The organism is Streptomyces sp. NPDC093598 (assembly GCF_044764825.1).
GTDB lineage: Bacteria > Actinomycetota > Actinomycetes > Streptomycetales > Streptomycetaceae > Streptomyces.
In genome coordinates, this window is sequence record NZ_JBIWIV010000008.1 from 89350 (window position 1) to 108909 (window position 19560).

The 19560-nt window shown below is 67.8% G+C and carries 13 protein-coding genes, 1 tRNA gene and 1 pseudogene; 2 read left to right on the forward strand and 13 right to left on the reverse strand.

The window, feature by feature from the left end:
* Window positions 1–141 precede the first annotated feature (141 nt).
* The 8 genes from ACIRDU_RS23570 to ACIRDU_RS23605 form a co-directional block, all read right to left on the reverse strand.
* Complete coding sequence (locus ACIRDU_RS23570; protein ID WP_403582624.1) at window positions 142–1929, reverse strand: trypsin-like serine protease; 1788 nt, start codon at window positions 1927–1929, stop codon at window positions 142–144.
* A gap of 138 nt (window positions 1930–2067) precedes the next feature.
* Window positions 2068–4143: a transcription termination factor Rho gene (gene rho, locus ACIRDU_RS23575; RefSeq protein WP_403582353.1), complete on the reverse strand. Its 2076-nt coding sequence runs from the start codon at window positions 4141–4143 to the stop codon at window positions 2068–2070.
* A 402-nt stretch (window positions 4144–4545) separates the two neighbouring features.
* Complete coding sequence (gene thrB, locus ACIRDU_RS23580; protein ID WP_403582355.1) at window positions 4546–5475, reverse strand: homoserine kinase; 930 nt, start codon at window positions 5473–5475, stop codon at window positions 4546–4548.
* Between the two features lie 363 nt (window positions 5476–5838).
* Window positions 5839–6897 carry a threonine synthase gene (gene thrC / locus ACIRDU_RS23585; protein WP_403582357.1) on the reverse strand — a complete coding sequence of 353 codons (1059 nt, stop codon included), beginning with the start codon at window positions 6895–6897 and terminating at the stop codon, window positions 5839–5841.
* Window positions 6898–6903: 6 nt separating this feature from the next.
* Window positions 6904–8196, reverse strand: a complete 1293-nt coding sequence (locus ACIRDU_RS23590) for a homoserine dehydrogenase (protein WP_403582358.1) — start codon at window positions 8194–8196, stop codon at window positions 6904–6906.
* A gap of 155 nt (window positions 8197–8351) precedes the next feature.
* On the reverse strand, window positions 8352–9743 hold the full coding sequence (lysA, locus tag ACIRDU_RS23595) for a diaminopimelate decarboxylase (RefSeq protein ID WP_403582359.1): 1392 nt from the start codon (window positions 9741–9743) through the stop codon (window positions 8352–8354).
* A gap of 16 nt (window positions 9744–9759) precedes the next feature.
* Window positions 9760–10803: an ArgS-related anticodon-binding protein NrtL gene (nrtL, locus tag ACIRDU_RS23600; RefSeq protein WP_403582361.1), complete on the reverse strand. Its 1044-nt coding sequence runs from the start codon at window positions 10801–10803 to the stop codon at window positions 9760–9762.
* A 105-nt stretch (window positions 10804–10908) separates the two neighbouring features.
* Window positions 10909–11439 (reverse strand): response regulator, encoded by a 531-nt coding sequence (locus ACIRDU_RS23605; RefSeq protein ID WP_403582362.1) that lies wholly within the window; start codon window positions 11437–11439, stop codon window positions 10909–10911.
* Window positions 11440–11554: 115 nt separating this feature from the next.
* On the opposite strand from ACIRDU_RS23605, the gene ACIRDU_RS23610 reads away from it, so the two are divergent.
* Window positions 11555–11626 (forward strand) — tRNA-Arg (locus ACIRDU_RS23610).
* A 254-nt stretch (window positions 11627–11880) separates the two neighbouring features.
* Here ACIRDU_RS23610 and ACIRDU_RS23615 read toward each other — a convergent pair.
* From ACIRDU_RS23615 to ACIRDU_RS23630, 4 genes and pseudogenes are all read right to left on the reverse strand, one after another.
* Window positions 11881–12177: a GYD domain-containing protein gene (locus ACIRDU_RS23615; RefSeq protein ID WP_403582364.1), complete on the reverse strand. Its 297-nt coding sequence runs from the start codon at window positions 12175–12177 to the stop codon at window positions 11881–11883.
* A gap of 245 nt (window positions 12178–12422) precedes the next feature.
* Entirely contained in the window at window positions 12423–13796 is a 1374-nt protein-coding gene (locus ACIRDU_RS23620; protein ID WP_403582366.1) for a tyrosine-type recombinase/integrase, read from the reverse strand.
* Complete coding sequence (locus tag ACIRDU_RS23625; RefSeq protein WP_361118168.1) at window positions 13793–13987, reverse strand: helix-turn-helix domain-containing protein; 195 nt, start codon at window positions 13985–13987, stop codon at window positions 13793–13795. The genes ACIRDU_RS23620 and ACIRDU_RS23625 overlap by 4 nt, the downstream gene beginning before the upstream one ends.
* Window positions 13963–15027, reverse strand: a pseudogene (locus ACIRDU_RS23630) (replication initiator); the annotation flags it as partial. The gene ACIRDU_RS23625 and the pseudogene ACIRDU_RS23630, both read right to left, overlap by 25 nt.
* 649 nt (window positions 15028–15676) lie before the next feature.
* Here ACIRDU_RS23630 and ACIRDU_RS23635 point away from each other — a divergent pair.
* Complete coding sequence (locus ACIRDU_RS23635) at window positions 15677–17074, forward strand: deoxyguanosinetriphosphate triphosphohydrolase family protein (protein ID WP_403582368.1); 1398 nt, start codon at window positions 15677–15679, stop codon at window positions 17072–17074.
* Between the two features lie 482 nt (window positions 17075–17556).
* Here the strand turns inward: ACIRDU_RS23635 and ACIRDU_RS23640 are convergent, their stop codons facing one another.
* A complete protein-coding gene (locus tag ACIRDU_RS23640) occupies window positions 17557–19410 on the reverse strand; it encodes a DNA cytosine methyltransferase (RefSeq protein WP_403582369.1) in 1854 nt (617 codons plus the stop codon).
* Window positions 19411–19560 lie beyond the last annotated feature (150 nt).

Sequence of the window (19560 nt, forward strand, 5' to 3'; positions counted from 1 at the left end):
CCTTCCTCGCACCATCGTCGCTCCGCCTGGTCAGACGGAGAAACTCGGGAAAGGGTTGCACAACGGACTGTGCCCACCGTGTGGAACGGTGGGCACAGTCCGTGTTCGTCACAGCGGGGTGAACCCCGCTCACCTGCGGTTTCAGCCGAAGATGTCGTACTGCTCGAAATCGGTGCCCACGGACTTCCTTGTGGCGAAGATCTCGCTGGTCCCCTTGCCGGTGCCCGCGTACAGGTAGAGCGTGCCGCCGGGGGTGCGGGCCAGGAAGTCGGCCTTGCCGTCGCCCGTGACGTCGCCGGGCGCGTCGAAGGCGTTGTAGTCGGCCCAGGTGCGCACCTTGACCCGGGCCGAGAAAGCGCCCGAGCCGGCCGTGCCGGTGCCCTTGTAGAGGTAGACGGCGCTGCCGGACTTGCTGCGGGCGATCAGGTCGGTCTTGCCGTCGCCGTTGAAGTCACCCTTGCCGCGCACGGAGTTGTACTGGTTCCAGCCGGAGCCGACCTTCACGCGGGGCGCGAACGTGCCGTTGCCCTTGCCCGGGTAGATCCACAGGACGCCCGCGGAGTCGACCGAGAGCAGGTCGGGCAGGTAGTCGCCGGTGACGTCACCGGGGATGATGATGCGGGTGCGGGTCTTCCAGTTGTCGGCGATCTGCTTGGTGGACCAGGTGCCGCTGGAGATGACGTAGTGCGTCCAGAAGAGGTCGCCGTCGCTGCTGCGCCGGTAGACCAGGTCCTGGTAGCCGTCGCGGTCGAGGTCGGTCTGCAGGACCACGTTGACACCGTCCCAGCTGCCCCAGGACTGGCGGGCGGCGAACGACGTGCCGTTGGAGTCCTTGGAGTAGCCGGTCTTGGTGGAGGCGTTGCGCACCCAGAGGTCGGCCTTGTGGTCGCCGCTGATGTTGGTGTCGTCGAGGCGCGGGTAGGCGGCGCCGACGTAGGAGCTGACCTTGGCGAAGACGCTGTAGGCGCCCTTCGCGACGCAGTCCGTCACGCCCCAGGACACGACACCGACGATCCGGTTGTTCACGACCAGGGGGCCGCCGGAGTCGCCGTTGCAGGCGGAGACGGTGCCGGCGTCGCTGCCGGTGGCGGGCTTGCCCGCGCAGACCATGTGGCCCTTGACGAAGTCCGCGCCGTAGGCGCCGGAGCACGTCGTGTCGGACTGCATGGGCAGCGTGGCCGTCTTCAGCGTCTCGGAGATGTCGTCGCTGGTGGAGCTGGTGCGGCCCCAGCCGTAGACCTTGGCACTGGTGCCGGCCTTGTACGACGTGGTGTCGCCGGAGGTCGTCATACGGATCGGGGTGGCCTTGACCGGGACGGGCAGGGTCAGCACCGCGATGTCGTTGTCGATGGTCGTCGCGTTGTACGACGGGTGGTTCCACTGCCGCCAGACGCCGGTGACGGTGCCGCCGTGCAGGTCGGTGCCGTCGGCCGAGGGCAGCTGGGAGGTGCCGGTGACGACGGCGCCGTTGGCGTTCCAGTTGTAGCCCTTGACGCAGTGCGCGGCGGTCAGGATCTTCGTCGGCGCGACGACGGCGCCGCCGCAGAAGAAGCCGATGTCGTCGCCGGTGCTGGAGGTGCCCCGGTCGTCGTAGTAGTGGAGCTGCGCCATCCACGGGGCCGTGCTGATGGTGGTCTCGTTGCCACCGATGACCTTGGGGTCGATGCTGCTGGTGCCGGTGCTCGCGCTGAGCGAGGCCTTGCTCGTCTTGCCGGCGACGTCGTCACCGGCCATGGCGCCCGCGACGCGCTTCTCCAGCTCGGCGAGCGACGGCGAGCTGACAGCGGGCTTGACCGTCGGCTGCGGCAGCGGGGTGGCCGCACCGGCGGACGTCGTCAGCAGCGCGCCGGCCACGGCGGCGGCGACACCGGCCGCGGCGACGGGCAGTGCGATGCGTATCCGGCGTCTGTGCCGACCGCCCCCGGGCATGGGTGTACCCACGAATGTCCCCCCTCGGGATCACAAGTTCGAAGAGAGCGTGATCCTACCCGCACCCGCACAGCACAGAGGGCCGCCCCCGTGCGGGGAGCGGCCCTCTTGTGCAGTCCTTACCTCAGCCGACCTGCCTCAGTCGCCGTTGCCCGGCGTCGGGGTGGTCTTCTGGATCTGCATCAGGAACTCGGCGTTCGACTTCGTCTGCTTCATCTTGTCGAGCAGCAGCTCGACCGCCTGCTGCTGGTCGAGGGCGTGCAGCACCCGGCGCAGCTTCCAGACGATGGCGAGCTCGTCGCTGGCGAGCAGGATCTCTTCCTTACGGGTGCCGGACGCGTCGACGTCCACCGCCGGGAAGATGCGCTTGTCGGCGAGCTTCCGGTCGAGCTTGAGCTCGGCGTTGCCGGTGCCCTTGAACTCCTCGAAGATGACCTCGTCCATGCGGGACCCGGTGTCCACCAGCGCGGTGGCGAGGATCGTCAGCGAGCCGCCGTCCTCGATGTTGCGGGCCGCACCGAAGAAGCGCTTCGGCGGGTACAGCGCCGTCGAGTCGACACCACCGGACAGGATGCGGCCGGATGCCGGGGCGGCGAGGTTGTACGCACGGCCCAGACGGGTGATCGAGTCGAGCAGCACGACCACGTCGTGGCCCAGCTCCACCAGGCGCTTGGCGCGCTCGATGGCCAGCTCGGCGACGGTGGTGTGGTCCTCGGCCGGGCGGTCGAAGGTCGAGGAGATGACCTCGCCCTTCACCGACCGCTGCATGTCGGTGACCTCTTCCGGACGCTCGTCGACGAGGACGACCATCAGGTGGCACTCGGGGTTGTTGTGGGTGATCGCGTTGGCGATCGCCTGCATGATCATGGTCTTGCCGGTCTTCGGCGGGGCCACGATCAGACCACGCTGGCCCTTACCGATGGGCGAGACCAGGTCGATGATGCGGGTGGTGAGGACGCCCGGGTCCGTCTCCAGACGGAGGCGGTCCTGCGGGTACAGCGGCGTCAGCTTGTTGAACTCCGGGCGGCCACGCCCGGATTCGGGCGCCATGCCGTTGACGGAGTCCAGGCGCACCAGCGCGTTGAACTTCTCGCGCCGCTCGCCTTCCTTGGGCTGACGCACGGCACCGGTGATGTGGTCGCCCTTGCGCAGGCCGTTCTTGCGGACCTGGGCGAGGGAGACGTACACGTCGTTCGGGCCGGGCAGGTAGCCGGACGTGCGGATGAAGGCGTAGTTGTCGAGGATGTCCAGGATGCCCGCGACGGGGATCAGGACGTCGTCCTCGTTGATCTGCGGCTCGGAGGCGATGTCGTCGCGGCCGCGACGGCCCCGGCGGTCGCGGTAGCGCCCGCGACGCCCACGACGGCCGCCCTCGAAGTCGTCGTCCTCGTCTGCCCGCTGCTGGCCGCGGTCCTGACGGCCGCCGCCGCCCTGGTTCTGCTGCTGGCCGCGCTGGCCGCCCTGCTGGTCGTCGCCCTTGCCACCGCGACGGTCGCGGTCACCGCGGTCACCACGGTCACCGCGGTCACGGTCCCGGCCGCGGTCACGGCGGTCACGGCGACGGCCCTCGCCGTCACCGGCGTCGGACTTGGCCTCGTTGTTCTGCGACTGCTGCTGCGACTGGGCCGGCGTCTCGGCCTTGGAGTCGCTCTTCGCCTCGGCGACGATGGTCTCCGTGGCGGAGGCCGGGGCTCCGGCCTCGGCGGTGGCCCGGCGACGGCGGCGCTCGGGCGTCTCGTCTCCGCCGCGCTCGTTCTCGCTCGACCGGGAGGCGCCCCCGGCGGGCTGGCCGGGGATCTCGATCTGCTGCTGGGCCACGGCCTTGTCGGCCTGGTCCGCAGGGGCCTGGGAGGCCTCCTTGGCGTCCGCCTTCTTGTCCGCCTTCTCGGCGTTGTCGCCCGTACGGGTCCGCGAGGTGGCGCGGCGCTTGGGCTTGGTCTCGGCGGGGGCGTCGGCCTTCGCGGCCGGAGCGGCGCCGCCGGACGCCTGCGCCTCCTTGATGACCTCGATCAGCTGGCTCTTGCGCATACGCGCGGTGCCCCTGATGCCGAGGCCGGATGCGACCTGCTGCAGCTCGGCCAGCACCATGCCCTCGAGGCCGGTACCGCGGCGCCGCCGGGAGCCGGCACCGGTGGCAGGCGCGGAGGCGTCCGTGGCGGGCGCGGCAGCGGTCTCCTCGACACGTGCGCCCATCAGATCGGTGGTGTCGCTCACGAAGGGTCCTTCCCTGGAGCGGACGTCGGCCTGTCTGGCTCGGCGACCGGTTGTGCTGTCCGGCTTCGGTCCGTGTGGTGTGAACCGTGCCGGGGCGGTGGTCCGCCTAAGCGGCGGAGGAATCTGGTGATGGCGCTTCCTTGAGCCGTGGCACCCAGTGTCAGTGTCACGCGGCGTGGTCGCACCGGTTCCGGAGCATGCCCTGCGCCCCGCTCAGTGTCCTTGTACGGCGTACGGTCCGACGTACGGAACACAGTGCGGCTTGGGGGGCTCCCGGAAGAATGTCTGTCCCGGACGGGGACACGAGGCACCTCGCCATGGTGGGGTCGGGTGCAGACTTGAGGTTAACACTACCGGATCCAACAAACATTCCCCCTCTCGAAATCCGGCAATCGCGCGCTTTCAGATGTCACCGGGGGCCGCGAGCGGCAGCACGCTCGCGCCCTGCTGGTCGAGGCGCAGCCGGTTCGCGGCCCACTCCGGGCCCGCCAGGGCTTCGACCTTGTCGGCGGTGTCCGCGTCCGCCAGCGCCATGACCGTCGGTCCGGCCCCGGAGATCACCGCGGGGATGCCGTCGCCCCGCAGCCGCTCCACCAGTGCCGCGCTCTCGGGCATGGCGGGGGCGCGGTACTCCTGGTGCAGGCGGTCCTCGGTGGCGGGCAGCAGCAGTTCCGGGCGCCGCGTCAGGGCCTCGACGAGCAGGGCGGCCCGGCCGGCGTTGGTGGCCGCGTCGACGTGCGGCACGGTGCGCGGGAGCAGGCCGCGCGCGGTTTCCGTGAGAACCGGCTTTCCAGGGACGAAAACCACCGGAACGATGGAATCCGAGGGCTCCATCCTGATCGCGCGAGCCGCGCCGCCCTCCATCCAGGACAGCGTGAAGCCGCCGAGCAGGCACGCCGCGACGTTGTCGGGGTGGCCCTCGATCTCCGTGGCGAGCTCCAGCAGCGCGGTGTCGTCGAGCTTGGCCTCGGCGCCTATGGTCACGGCGCGGGCGGCGACGATCCCGGCGCAGATGGCGGCCGAGGAGGAGCCGAGGCCCCGGCCGTGCGGAATGCGGTTGGCGCAGACGATCTCCAGGCCGCGCGGCTGCCCGCCCAGCAGGTCGAAGGCGGTGCGCAGGGAACGTACGAGAAGGTGCTTCTCGTCGCGCGGGAGCGTCTCGCTTCCCTCACCCGCGATGTCGATGTGCAGCCCGGAGTCGGCCACCCGGACGACCACGTCGTCGTACAAGCCCAGCGCGAGGCCGAGGGCGTCGAAGCCCGGGCCGAGGTTGGCGCTGGTGGCGGGGACGCGCACCCGGACGGCGGCGGCGCGGAACGCTGGACCGGCCATCGCTCGATGACTCTCCTTGAGCTGCGGTGATTGTCGAATGACGTTCAGTGGACATTCGATGGCGTACGAGAACCCTGCGGGCCGCTGCCGGCCGCGTTGGCCGGCCGCTGTCCCGGCCGCGGAGACGGCGCGGCACCGTGCTCCTTGCGGAGGCATATGCGGCGGGCGGGTTCAGTACAGCCTATCGAAGGAAGGTTCTGTGGCGACATAGGGCGCACAGGAGGCGCACGATGCGTGTCGTAAGCCCCCTGTGCACCCCCCGTAGGGAACCTCCCCGGGCAAGCGCCGTCTTACGCCGGACCGTGCCGGGCGGTGCACCGGCGCTCGGGGCGTCGGTGCACGTCAGGCCGGATCCGGGCGCCCTCAGGCGAGACCCAGGCGCTCCGCCGCTGCCGCCGCGTCGACGGGTACGGTGACCGGCTGCGGGGCACCGGCGACGGCCCAGTCGGGGTCCTTCAGCCCGTTGCCGGTGACGGTGCACACGATCCGCTGCCCCGGGTCGACCTTGCCCTGCTCGGCCGCCTTCAGCAGACCGGCGACGGACGCGGCGGACGCCGGCTCGACGAAGACGCCCTCCTGCGAGGCCAACAGCCGGTAGGCGCGCAGGATCTCACGGTCCGTCACCTCGTCGATGAAACCGCCCGACTCGTCCCGCGCGGCGAGGGCGTACTGCCAGGAGGCCGGGTTGCCGATGCGGATGGCCGTGGCGATGGTCGAGGGGTCCTTGACGACCTCGCCGCGCACGATCGGGGCACTGCCGGAGGCCTGGAAGCCCCACATCCGCGGGGTCCGGGTGGACACACCGTCGGCGGCGTACTCCGTGTAGCCCTTCCAATAGGCCGTGATGTTGCCCGCGTTGCCCACCGGCAGGACGTGGATGTCGGGCGCGTCGCCGAGCATGTCCACGATCTCGAACGAGGCCGTCTTCTGGCCCTCGATACGTACCGGGTTGACCGAATTGACCAGAGCCACGGGGTAGTTGTCGCTGAGGCCGCGCGCGAGCGTGAGGCAGTCGTCGAAGTTGCCGTCGACCTGGAGGATCTTCGCGCCGTGCACGAGGGCCTGGCCCATCTTGCCGAGCGCGATCTTGCCCTGCGGCACGAGCACGGCGCAGACCATCCCGGCCCGCACGGCGTACGCGGCGGCGGAGGCCGACGTGTTGCCGGTGGAGGCGCAGATGACGGCCTGCGCGCCCTCCTCCTTGGCCCGGGTGATGGCCATGGTCATGCCCCGGTCCTTGAAGGAACCGGTCGGGTTCGCGCCCTCCACCTTGAGGTGGACCTCGCAGCCCGTGCGCTCGGAGAGCACCTGCGCGGGCACGAGGGGCGTGCCGCCCTCGCGGAGCGTCACGACCGGCGTGGTGTCGGATACCGGCAGCCGGTCCCGGTACTCCTCGATGATTCCGCGCCACTGGTGAGTCATTGCTGGTTACTCTCCTTCAACCCGCATGATGCTGGCGACACCACGCACGGTGTCGAGCTTGCGCAACGCCTCGACGGTCCCGGTGAGGGCGGCGTCGGACGCACGGTGCGTGACGACGACGAGGGAGGCCTCGCCGTCCTTCCCCGATTGGCGAACCGTATCGATCGAGACTCCGTGCTCGGCGAAGACGGTCGCGACCTGGGCGAGAACACCCGGTTTGTCGGCCACGTCCAGACTGATGTGGTACCGCGTGACCACGTCGCCCATCGGCGACACCCGCAGCGCGGCGTAGGCGGACTCGCCGGGTCCGGTCGCGGCGCTGAGCCGGTTGCGGCAGACGGCGACGAGGTCGCCGAGCACGGCGGAGGCGGTGGGGGAACCGCCCGCTCCGGGACCGTAGAACATGAGCTGCCCGGCGGCGTCGGACTCGACGAACACGGCGTTGTAGGCGCCGCGGACGGAGGCCAGCGGGTGGCTCAGCGGGATCATGGCCGGGTGCACGCGCGCGGTGACGGAGGCTCCGTCCTCGGACCGCTCGCAGATCGCGAGCAGCTTGATGGTGCAGCCCATCTCCTTGGCGGAGGCGAAGTCGGCCGCGGTCACCTCGGCCATGCCCTCGCGGTAGACGTCGTCGAGGCGCACCCGCGTGTGGAAGGCGATGCCGGCGAGGATCGCGGCCTTGGCGGCGGCGTCGAAGCCCTCGACGTCGGCGGTCGGGTCGGCCTCCGCGTACCCCAGGGCCGTGGCTTCGTCGAGGGCCTCCTGATAGCCGGCGCCGGTCGAGTCCATCTTGTCGAGGATGAAGTTCGTCGTGCCGTTGACGATGCCCATCACCCGGTTGATCTTGTCGCCGGCGAGGGACTCGCGCAGCGGCCGGATCAGCGGGATGGCACCGGCGACGGCGGCCTCGTAGTAGAGGTCCTTGCCGTGCTCCTCGGCGACGGCGTGCAGGGCGGCCCCGTCCTGGGCGAGCAGCGCCTTGTTGGCGGAGACGACGGAGGCGCCGTGCTCGAAGGCGGTGGTGATGAGGCTGCGCGCGGGCTCGATGCCGCCGATGACCTCGACCACGACGTCGATGTCGCCGCGTTTGACGAGGGCGGTGGCGTCGGTGGTGACGAGCTCGGGGGCGATGCCCTCGCGCACCCGGTCGGGCCGCCGCACGGCCACGCCCGCGAGTTCCACCGGGGCCCCGATCCGGGCGGTGAGGTCGTCGGCGTGCGTCGTCATGATGCGCGCCACCTCTGAGCCGACCACTCCACAGCCCAGCAGCGCCACCTTCAGCGGACGCGTACGCATCATCCGACCTCGTTTCCTCATTACCGTCTACGGTGGAACCAGTCTCACTCACCGGACGGGAGTTTCTGCCCCCGGTCCGGATCGTGAGATGTCTATTTCATTTCCGCGGGGGCGGCAGACAGGAGATCTTCCGCCGCCCCGGCCCTGCGGTGCCGTGTTCAGCCGACGTCGAGACGCAGCAGGTCCTCCTCCGTCTCCCGGCGGACGATCACCCGGGCCTCACCGCCGTCGACGGCGACGACCGGCGGGCGGAGCACGTGGTTGTAGTTGCTGGCCATGGACCGGCAGTACGCGCCGGTGGCCGGTACGGCGACGAGGTCACCCGGTGCCAGGTCGGACGGCAGGAACGCGTCCTTGACCACGATGTCCCCGCTCTCGCAGTGCTTGCCGACGACGCGGGCCAGCATCGGCTCGGCGTCGGAGGTGCGGGAGACCAGCGCGACGCTGTACTCGGCGTCGTACAGCGCGGTGCGGATGTTGTCCGACATGCCGCCGTCGACGGAGACGTAGGTCCGCAGCCCGTCGAGGGGCTTGATGGTGCCGACCTCGTAGAGGGTGAAGGCGGTCGGGCCGACGATGGCACGGCCCGGCTCGACGGAGATGCGCGGCGTGCGCAGCTTGGCGGCCTCGCACTCCCGGGTGACGATCTCGGTGAGCGCCTTGGCGATCTCGTGCGGCTCGCGGGGATCGTCGTCGCTGGTGTACGCGATGCCGAGGCCGCCGCCGAGGTCGATCTCGGGCAGCTCGACGCCGTGCTCGTCGCGGACGGCCTTCAGAAGCGAGACGACCCGGTGGGCGGCGACCTCGAACCCGGACATGTCGAAGATCTGCGACCCGATGTGGCTGTGGATGCCCACGAGCTCCAGCCCGTCGAGCTGGAGCGCCCGCCGTACGGCCTCGGCGGCCTGGCCCCCGGCCAGCGGGATGCCGAACTTCTGGTCCTCGTGGGCCGTGGCGATGAACTCGTGGGTGTGGGCCTCGACGCCGACGGTGATGCGGATCAGGACCTTCTGCCGCTTGCCGAGGCCCTGCGCGATGTGGGCGACGCGGACGATCTCCTGGAAGGAGTCGAGGACGATGTGCCCGACGCCGGCCTCGACGGCCCGGGTGATCTCGTCGACAGACTTGTTGTTGCCGTGGAAGGCGATGCGGTCGGCGGGCATGCCGGCGGACAGGGCGGTGGCCAGCTCACCGCCGGAGCAGACGTCGACGTTCAGCCCCTCCTCGTCGAGCCAGCGCACGACAGCGCGGGACAGGAACGCCTTGCCGGCGTAGAAGACGTCGGCGTCGGCCCCGAAGGCGGTGCGCCAGGCACGCGCGCGGGCCCGGAAGTCGGCCTCGTCGAGGATGTAGGCGGGGGTGCCGAACTCCTCGGCGAGCCGGGTGACGGGGATGCCGCCGACGGTCACGACGCCGTCCTCGTCACGCGTCACGGTCTGGGCCCACACCTTGGGGTCCAGGGCGTTGAGGTCGGCGGGCGGCGCGGAGTAGTGGCCCTCGGGAAGGACATCGGCGTGACGGGGCCCGGCGGGGTGTGCGGAACGGCTCATGATCTGTACGTGTCTCTCAGAGATGGTCGGGAGCGTCGATGCCGAGCAGGGACAGGCCGCCGGCCAGCACCGTCCCGGCGGCTTCGGCGAGCGCGAGCCGGGCGCGGTGGGCGGCCGAGGGTTTCTCCTCACCGAGGGGCAGCACGGCGGGGAGCAGGGGCATCGCGGCATCGGCGACGACGAGGAGGTGCCGGGCCAGGCGGTCGGGGGTGTGATGCGTGGCGGTGGCGGCGAGGACGCGGGGGTGGTCGCCGAGTGCGGCGAGCAGCGCTTCCGCTGCGCTCACGGGGCCGGGCTCGGGGTGGAAGCCGAGGTCGGCGGCGTTGCGCAGGAGGGCCCGGGTGCGGGCATGGGCGTACCGGACACGGAAGAGGGGGTTGCTCTCCCGCTGGACGAGGTGGTCGCCGGGGATCCGGGGCCGGTCGTGGGGGGCGGGGTGCAGCAGCGCCCAGCGGGCGGCGTCCCTGCCGAGGGGCAGCGGGTCGGCGGGGGCGGGGACGGGGCGGATGGTGACGTACCTGTCGGCGATGCGCGGCCCTCGGGTGGTGACGTCCGCCCCGAGGACGGAGCCCCACTCCGGGGCGGGCCGGCCGTCGCACTCGACACGGACGAAGTCCCCCTGGCTGCGCAGCACGCGGGACAGGGCGTCCGTGACCACGACGGCACGCACCTCTGCCGTGCAGTGGAGCCGGACGGCGGTCCCGCTGAACCCGGTCGTCGCGTGCCCGTACCGCCGTCCGCGCCGCAGGATCTCCTCGACGAGGTCGGCGGAGGCGGTGCGCGCGAGGCTGAAGTTGAGGAACCCGGGCCCGGTGACGACGACGTCGTCGATGCGCTGCTCACCCACGAGCCGCGCCCGCAGGATCTCGGCCACGCGCTGCGGCGGCTCCCCCGCGGCACGGGCCAGCTGGAGGGCGATGTTGGTGGCGTAGTCGCCGCAGCCCCCGGGCCCCGGCGCAGTGACCACGGCCCGCTCCGGCACGGTCACGCTGAGCTCACCCTCGTCGACAGCGCGACGCACGGCGTGCAGCACGGTGCGGGAGAGCTCGACGGGGGTCACGGGACAAGCGTATGGGAGGAAGGGGGTGGGTATGCGAGCCGGTTTCGGTACGGTCCGGGATGTGGACGGGGTCCTCTGTTCCGGGCTTGCGCAGGTGCCGCCCGCTCACGGCACGGCGGGTAGATCCACTTCCTTCGCCTGTTGCTTGGCTTGGGGGCCACCGTCTCCGCCACCGCCGCCGGGACCCCCACCGCGCTGCCGGCCCCCGCCCCTGGCCCGCTCGATCAACTGCCGCACCATGCTGACCAGTTCGGCGGGCTCGAAGGGCTTGGCGAGGAAGGCGTCGACGCCGACTTCGAGCCCGGCCTCGATCTCGTGGTGCCCGCAGGCGCTGACGATGGCGAGGGGCACGTCCCGGGTCCGCGGATCGGCCCGGAGCCGAGCGGCGGTCCGGAGCCCGTCCAGCCGGGGCATGACGACGTCGAGGGTCACCACATCTGGCCGCACCTGATGAACGACATCAAGACACTCGGCACCATCGGCCGCGGTCACGACCTCCAGCCCCTCAAGCTCGAGGTTGACCCTGATCAACTGCCGGATGACCTTGTTGTCGTCCACAACAAGCACCCGGCCTGACGCGCCTGGCACAACTCGAGAGTAGGTGGGCCCCGGCCATCGCGTCCGGGTTTTCCCCACTTCCACCCCGCACGGACGACCCGCATCCCCGCCCCCGGCAGCGGAAACCCGTTCATGACCACACCGAGGGAGCTGGTAGTGTTCTACCCGTCGCCGCGAGCAACGCGACGGACACGCCCCCGTAGCTCAGGGGATAGAGCAACGGCCTCCGGAGCCGTGTGCGCAGGTTCGAATCCTGCCGGGGGCACCTTGTATGAGGTGCCCAAAGACCCCGCCATCAGCGCTTTCGCTGGGACGGGGTCTTCGCGTCTGTGCAGGCGTGTGCCGCTTGGAGCGGCTGTATGTCGAGGGCTGTGGACGAGGCGTGGACGGGATCTTGGGACGTAAGCGCAGGTCGTGCCGTGTCCCCCCCCCCCCAGGCTCCGGACAGGTCCAGGGGCCTTGGGGGGTACCGCCTTGAGCGTGTCACTCGTACCAACAGAACCTCGACGGGGAAGTCCCTCAGCCGGTGGCTTTGGCGATGATGCGGCCCATCTCCTCCCGGCCGAAGGCTCGCAGGGTCGTGCTACGGACGTTGCCCAACGCGCCGACCTGTAGGAGCACTGCGGTGGCAGTCTCGTCGTCGGGCGCCTCCACGACAGCCACGATGTCGTACGGGCCGACGGTCCAGAAGAGGTTCAGGACCTTCACCCCGAGCTTCTGAGCCGCTGCCGTGAAGGCTTCGGCGCGTTGCGGGGTGTCCTTGTAGCCGCGGACTCCCTGGTCGGTCCAGTTCAGCAACGCAACAAACGTCGGCATGATCCTTTACCCCTGTGCAAGTAGACGCAACTAGTCGTGGTCAACTCTGGGCATCATGCGCGTAATGCGCATGAGAGGCGCCTCTGAACGAGTGATGGAAGCCGGCCTGACTTCATGGGCCGGCCCGACATACACCCCGGAGCCACCGGCGCGGAATTCCTGACGACAGGAACGCCCCTCTCGGCCAAGGCATGCCGATGCCCCCGGAACAAGTCCGGGGGCATCGGAGCTACCGTCGTCTGCGATCACTCGTACTCGCGCAACAGATCCTCAATACGCCGGTTGGCGACGTCCTGCCGCCCGTCGAGGCACTTGGCGTAGCGGGTCAGCAGGACCTCCACGCTGTTGCCGGCGCGCTCGGCCACCTCGGTGGGGTCGACACCGGCGTTGAGCCACGTCGACAGCGCCGAGTGCCGGAGGTCGTACGGCCGACTCGCGAGCGGCGAGGCCGCGACGGCCGGCGGAAGCGCGATGAGCCGAGCTTCCTGCCACACGCGGTAGTAGGTCGAGGACGGGACGACCGAGCCCTTCTCGCTGAAGAACAGCCGCCCGTCGTCCGCCGTGCCGAAGGTGGCCAGGTGCTCGCGGAGCACGGCTACGAGGTGAGGCGGGATCGGCACCCGCCTCACGTCCTCGGTCGGCCGGTTCTTCAGCCCGCGGTCGTCATGAGTCTCCCCCGAGTCGGTCCACTGCTTGCCGACGGACGGACGGGTCCGGTGGAGCAGCGCCGAGCCCCAGCCTTGCTCAGGAAGGTTCAGATCCGTTTCGGCAAGGCCGACCGCTTCCGCCGGCCGGAGACCGCCGAAGTACATGGCGGCGAACAGACCTACGAGGCGGCGACCACGGGCACGCCGGTACCCGCCCACGTAAGAAACCGCCGCCAGGAGGTTCCGTGCCTGCTCCGGGTTGGCGACAACCCGCGGATCGACCTGGGTGGACACCTTCGGTTTCTGCCAGCGGACAGCCGTGATGGGGTTCTCACGCAACTCCCCCAGGTCGACGGCGTAGTTCGCGGCATTGACGAGCGTCCGACGCTTGCGCCGCACGGTCTCCGCCGCTGCCGCCGTGCCGTCGAGCTTGAGCTTCAGCGAGTCGAGGACCGTGCGAGCCGTGGCCGCTTCAGCGAGATCGGCGAGCGGCCGGGATGCCTTGGACACCCAGTGGAGAACGTTCCGCACGTCGTCCGGGACTTCCCGGTCATCGGGCCCCGGCAGCACGAAGGCCCAGTTGCGCAGTGCTCTGCGGATCTCCTCATCGGACGGTCGTCCGGCGCGCTCGTCGAGGAGTTCCAGCGTCACGCTGGTGAGGGCTTCGTTGATGCCGTCCCGCGTGTTGGGGGCGGCATGAGGCCATTTCATGGCGAGGTATCGGAGGGCGAAGGCGTACCACGACACGGCCGACTTCTTCTCTTCCATCGAGGCCGGGAGCCCCGACTCGGTGTCGAACTCCTCGCCGTCGCGCATGGCACGCATGAGCTTCGTGCGGTAGTGGTCGGCAAGCGCCTTGGTGCGGAAGGACTCGGAGAACACATTGCCTGCGACGGACCAGCGAACACCGTACGAGGGCGTTTTGGTGTCCCGCTTGCGGACTCCCCAGACCTTCACATCGAGAGACTTCACGCTGCTTCCTCCAGCTGTCGCAGCCATGTGTTGAAGTCACTCCGCCAAACCCGCAACTCTCCGTTGGGAAGCTTGAATGCGGCCGGCCCGTACCCCAGTTCTCGCCAGCGGTAGAACGTCCGACGGGAGACACCGCCGAGCTCGTCCAGGACTTGGCGAACAGTCATCAGCTCGTCGTGACGGGCGTCCATGTCGGTTCTCCTTCCGTTCCAGGGGCGGGTTCGAGGGAGGCGGCCAGCCAGGCTTCACCGGTGCTGAGGCCGGTTCCGGCGAAGACCCAGTGAGTGAGGACGAGCGTGGTTTCGCCGTCCTGGGGAGAGGCCGTGGCGGCTTGTGCGCGGCGCCATTCGGCGCGGGCGTCGCGGAGGGCGCCGAGGGTGGTGGAGTAGCGGCGGGACTTGGTGGAGAAGTGACCGCGGAAGCCGAGCATGTGGGCCCAGGCGCGCAGGCGGAGGTGTTCGAGGTCTTTGCGTGCGCCGAGGGTCCAGGCCGTCCGGATCATGCGTCGGGCGTGGTCGGTGATCCGGGTCTGTGCCAGTTCGGCGAGGAAGCGGATCGGCCGGTCCAGGGTGCCGGTCGCTGTCTCGGCGCCTTTGGTGGCGTACTTGGCGATGTACGCCGCTACGGCCCGTTCGGTCAGCTCCTGGCCGCCGTCGAAGTCGGCGGAGCGGATGGTTCGCACGTCGAGCTGACGGCCGAAGGCGAAGGTGTGGACGCGGCCGTCGACGTGCGGTCCGTTGACGCGTGTGGCGGTGACGGCGGCCTGGATTGCGTCGGTCAGCAGCTCGGGGGATGCCCAGGCCGGAGGGGCCGTGTCGCCGCCCTCCGGGCCGTCGAGGCGGATGACCGCGTGGAAGTGGACGGCGCCCCGCTTCTGGTACTCGGCGACCTTAGCGAAGGAGACACGTGCGTGATCCCGAAATGTGCGCTGGGTGAGTCCGGCGCGCTTGGCGATCTCACGGCGCAGGTAGATCGAGAAACGCCGCCAGAGGGCTCCGGCGTGGGCATTCCAGAGCACGGCCGCTTCGTAGTTGTATGCGTCCGGGTCGAGGGGCGTACCGAGGGCCGGGTCTGTGTCGTCGTGCCGGGCACCGCAGCGGCAGGGCCGCCCGCTGGAGGGGCGGTTGTGGACCGGGCCGAAGCTCGGTGCGGTGAGGGTGGCGAAGACGCGCGGGTGTGTGCCGACCTGTTCGGCGGTGCCCTTGCCGCCACGGAGTCCGGCGGTGATCAGTCGTCGACGGAGCAGGCCGGGTTGTACGGGGCGATGAACTCAATGGCTCTTTGCGCGAGGACCTGCGCCAGCTGCTCATCAGCAGCCGTCCGGAGCAGTACGACGCTCCCTTGTGGCGCATCACAGCCGCTACTGAGTAACAACCTTCTTCACGGGTTCAAGGCGGCTCGCTCCGCTCCCCGCGCGCGGCACGGCCCCCGGCCGGGCCTGCGCTCCTGTCTCCGCCCTGCTCCAGCCCGGCCGGCGCCCGTGCCGCGCGCACAGCAATCAGCCGCTTGCCGTAGAAGGGGTGCGTCGTGGCTGGGGGCGGTCGGCTCCACGGCTTTACGGAGCCACTTTGGCGCGAGCCTCGAAGATCATGGCCCCAACGTCGTGCTTTACCGGGCAGGTCCACAGACTGCCCGACGCGCCGGAAGCTTACGGGGCCATGATCACTCGCGCCAAAGCAGCGCCACCCCAAAGCCGCTCCGCCGCCCTCACCGGGGACCCCTTCTTGTGAGTTCTTGTACGGTAAAGCCGCTGATCAACGCGCGACCTCAAGAAGACGATGCTAGCTTAAGTACAGAGGTCGCACCCTCTTCCATTCTCCTTATTCATTGCTGCTCAACGCCTTCTCAGAGCCGATCCGTCAGCGAGCATGCGGGCAATTATGACCGAGGAGACGAAAATGCCTTCGCAAGAGAACGAGAAATTCCATGCTCAACGCAGGCATGGCCCGCCTTTGGACACCGATCCTCGCACGTCGTTTGAGCGCGATCGTGACCGCATACTTTACTCTTCGGCGTTCCGGAGATTGGCAGGCATAACGCAAGTTGCGGCCGTCAGAGAGCATCACCTTCTACACAATCGCCTCACCCACAGCCTGAAGGTTGCCCAAATAGGTCGCCGCCTGGCTCAGCGCCTGTGCAAGGATCCAGCTTTCGCTGAGCAAGTTCCGGGAAAGGAAGCATCTTTCCCCGACATCGTGGAATCTGCAGGACTTGCACATGACATCGGGCATCCACCTTTCGGCCACACAGCCGATAAAGTACTGCAACAAAAGATGTCTCACTACGGGGGATTTGAAGGCAATGCGCAAACCTTCAGAGTACTCACCAAGCTAGCAGTTCACGCCCATGTCGACCATGGGTTGAACCTCACCAGGGCATCTCTCAATGCAGTCCTTAAATACCCCAGGTACCAAGGAGAAGAGGGTTCAGAATTCGCAGATCGAAAATGGCCCTACAGGATCAGGGGGAATAAGTGGGGCGCCTATCGGAGCGAGGAACAGGATTTCAACTTCGCGCGAGATGGCGAGACTTGTACGGGGAAGCGTTCCGTAGCCGCTGTCCTGATGGACTGGGCTGACGACGTCTCGTATGTAACTCATGATCTCTACGACTACTTCCGGGGTGGCCTCATCCCCCTTCACGCCCTGCATAACGAATCATCTGACGAACTCATGGGTTTTGCAAGGGCGCGAAGAGGCGCCGGTTATGAAGAATTTGACGAAGATGTATTCGTGCGGCAATACCGGGAACTTAAGCGTCTAATGCCGGACCGCAAGTGGCGGGATACGCGCGATGATCGCAAAATGCTGGACCAATTTCAGCACGAGCTACTCGGTCTCTTTTTTGAGGCGGTTACTATCAACAACTCGGCAGGCCGCCCGGAACTTGCCATAGATGAAATCGCCGAGTACCGGGTCGAGGTGATCAAGGAATTGACTTTCTTCTACGTAATAAGGCGCCCCAGCCTGGCTATGGTTCAGCGAGGCCAAAAGAAGATTGTCAGTACGCTATTTGACGACTTGATAGAGATGCTGGGAAGTCATCGAAAGGGTAGCCGGAATCCAGATCACCCGGTACCAGAGCTACTTGACGACATCTATGATCGCATGGAAAAGCATGAGCGAATAAGTGGCTTCCATCGAAGCGATGAAGAGCGTCGCGCAAGAGCGGTGTGTGACTATATCTGTGCACTCACTGAAGACCAGGCGATCAATCTGTATGAGCGCATCACCGGAAATAGCGTTGCGCAAGGGTCTATATTCGGCACATGGTTTTAGGCTGAGATTTGCCGCAACTGTGCCAGGTGCAGGGATCAGTCGGGGTCACAAGGGCCCCCGCGGTCGAGTAGCCGCCCGCGTCCTTGGCCGCCGAAGCGCAGCTCAGGTGTAGCGCGAGGCAGCGCGTGCGTAATCGGTCAGAGAGCTTCGCCGTCGTGGCTGACTGCCGGCGAAGGTTCAGGCGGCTCCGCATCGATGGTGGCGGCGGTCAGCCACGTGCGGCGAAGCTGGCCATCTCTGCACCATCGTGCCAGCGAGCCTGCGCAGGTTGCTCCGGTTCTCACATCCACGAGTGACATCAACGGCGCCGGACGCCAGCACACCTGAGCGGTCCGACACGGCCAGTGTGGACAGGTAGTTTCCCGACAGCACCGAGCAGCGATCGAACTCCTAAAGCGGTGCTCACTCTCTACACCGCTCAGGACGACGTGCTCTATCCACTGGCGGCGGCCTGTGCCAACAAACGCTCGTGATCAATACATCTAGAACGTGTTGGCCCTCTGGACACAATGAGGTCGGAGCGGGCAGTCGGTGCAGTAGGGCTCACTCTCACGACAGACTGTCATGCCGATACGCCGTACTCCAGCCATTCGCAAGGGTGCGTCCTCACCTGCTCCTATCAGCCGCGCCAAATCCACGCGGCCATCACTGAGCCGGTTGGACCGGTCCGCCTTGCTGCCGTTGACGCGAGCAGCTACGCGGAGCTGTCCTTGCCCGACGAGGAGAAGATCCTCCCCTAGAAGGAGTCGGTACAAGGAAGTTTCGGCCCCCTTGAAGCCAACTCTTTCGGGTATCTCCAGAGGTTCTCTCCAGACGACTGACCTACCCACGAGTGGCCTCAGCCGCTCAAGAGAAATGACCATCCGGTCCGTGGGGGCAAAGTTCAGGATTTTCGCGAAAGTTGACCTCCTCAGTGTTTTCTCGCCCTTGACTAGATTCATTGCGCGGACCAGTGCAGCGCCATCAATTTTCGAGGAAGAAAGGGCAGCTGCGACTGCGGCTTGGACAGGCCCCATCTCATCTCCGGGAAAATGGAACCAAGCGTCAGCGTCACGCTGCTTTTCTGCCCACACCGTCAAATCATCGCGGACATCCAACCAATGGGCCCTCAATGGAGCCATTGACACAACATCCGCTGGCAGAGGGCGCAGGGCTTCTGCCGCAGCCTGCCCGAGCATGGGCGGCACAGCATTACCGATCTGTCGGAAGGCATCGCTGCGGACTCCCGCGAAGCGGAACCAATCGGGAAAGGTCTGGATACGCGCAGCTTCTCGCACTGAGAGAGTCCGGTGCTGCTCCGGGTGGATGTATCCGTATCCATCCTTGGCGATATGTGCGGTGATAGTTCGACTAAGGTCGTTCCAGTCGAGCCTCTTGTATTTATCCTTGAAATGTTCGGTGCCGTATCGCCGCAGATGTGCAGGGATATCCCTGTACAGAGTACGGGAGGTCATGCCTTCGAAAATTTCCCGGTCGTCAGGCCGCACGTGCCGCGTCATGTGGTCGTACACGATTCCCGGAGGTGCCTGCTCTCGCATTTGTTGCGCGAAGAGTGGCAGGCTGCCCGACTCGCTGTAAGTATAAGTAAGAGCACGACCGCCGGTTTCGCCCTCACCGATGGTCGGCAGATCGCCTATTGCGTCCCGCAGCGAAGTCCGCTTCTTCACCGATTCCGGCCACTCAAGCCGATCGGTATCGTTGCGCGCCAAGAGGATGAGACGTTTGCGGTGTTGGGGTACTCCGTATGCCCAGGCGTCGACGAGGCGAACCTGGGTGACGTAACCCTCCTGCTGCAGCTTGTCCTCAATCGTGCGCGTAACGAAGAAGTCATCCCCGAGTCCCATATCTGGGACGTTCTCCATCAGAACGGCCCGGGGCCTGAGCGCCAGAACGATGTCGAGGTAAGCAACCCACAGTTCCTTGCGCCGGTCGTAAGGATCCCTGCCGTGCTTCTGCACCAGACTGCGGATCTTGCTGCGTCCGGCTCTACTGAACGGCTGGCACGGAGGACCGCCAGCTACAAGGTCGATGCTGGCCGGCTGAAGCAGCTTGACCAGCCGCTCCCGGTGCTCGGGGTTACCCAGGTCCAAGTGGAGGCTCAAGCCAGGGAAATTGGCAGCATGAGTCTCTAGGGCTCGTGCGTCAGCATCGACCGCTGCCGCCACCTGCCAGCCAGCCTGCTTGAGGCCGAGACTCAGGCCACCTGCACCGGAGAAAAGGTCAACGGCCAGGGGACGGTGGTCGCCGTGCTCCGCAAGCCAGTTCGTGAAGGTCTCAGGTGTACAGCTGTTCTCGTGCGGATCGAGCTTGAGGTAGTCGCTCCGCTCGAGAGGCACACCGTAGTGACCCCCCACTGTCCAACCTCCATTTGACGACAACAACGAGCACCAGGAGACCATACATCCACCCAGACAGGCAAGGTCTCCTAGCTCCCTGACCTGGGCTTCCTTCCGTCCGTGGCAGAACGGACGTGCCACCCCACTCGG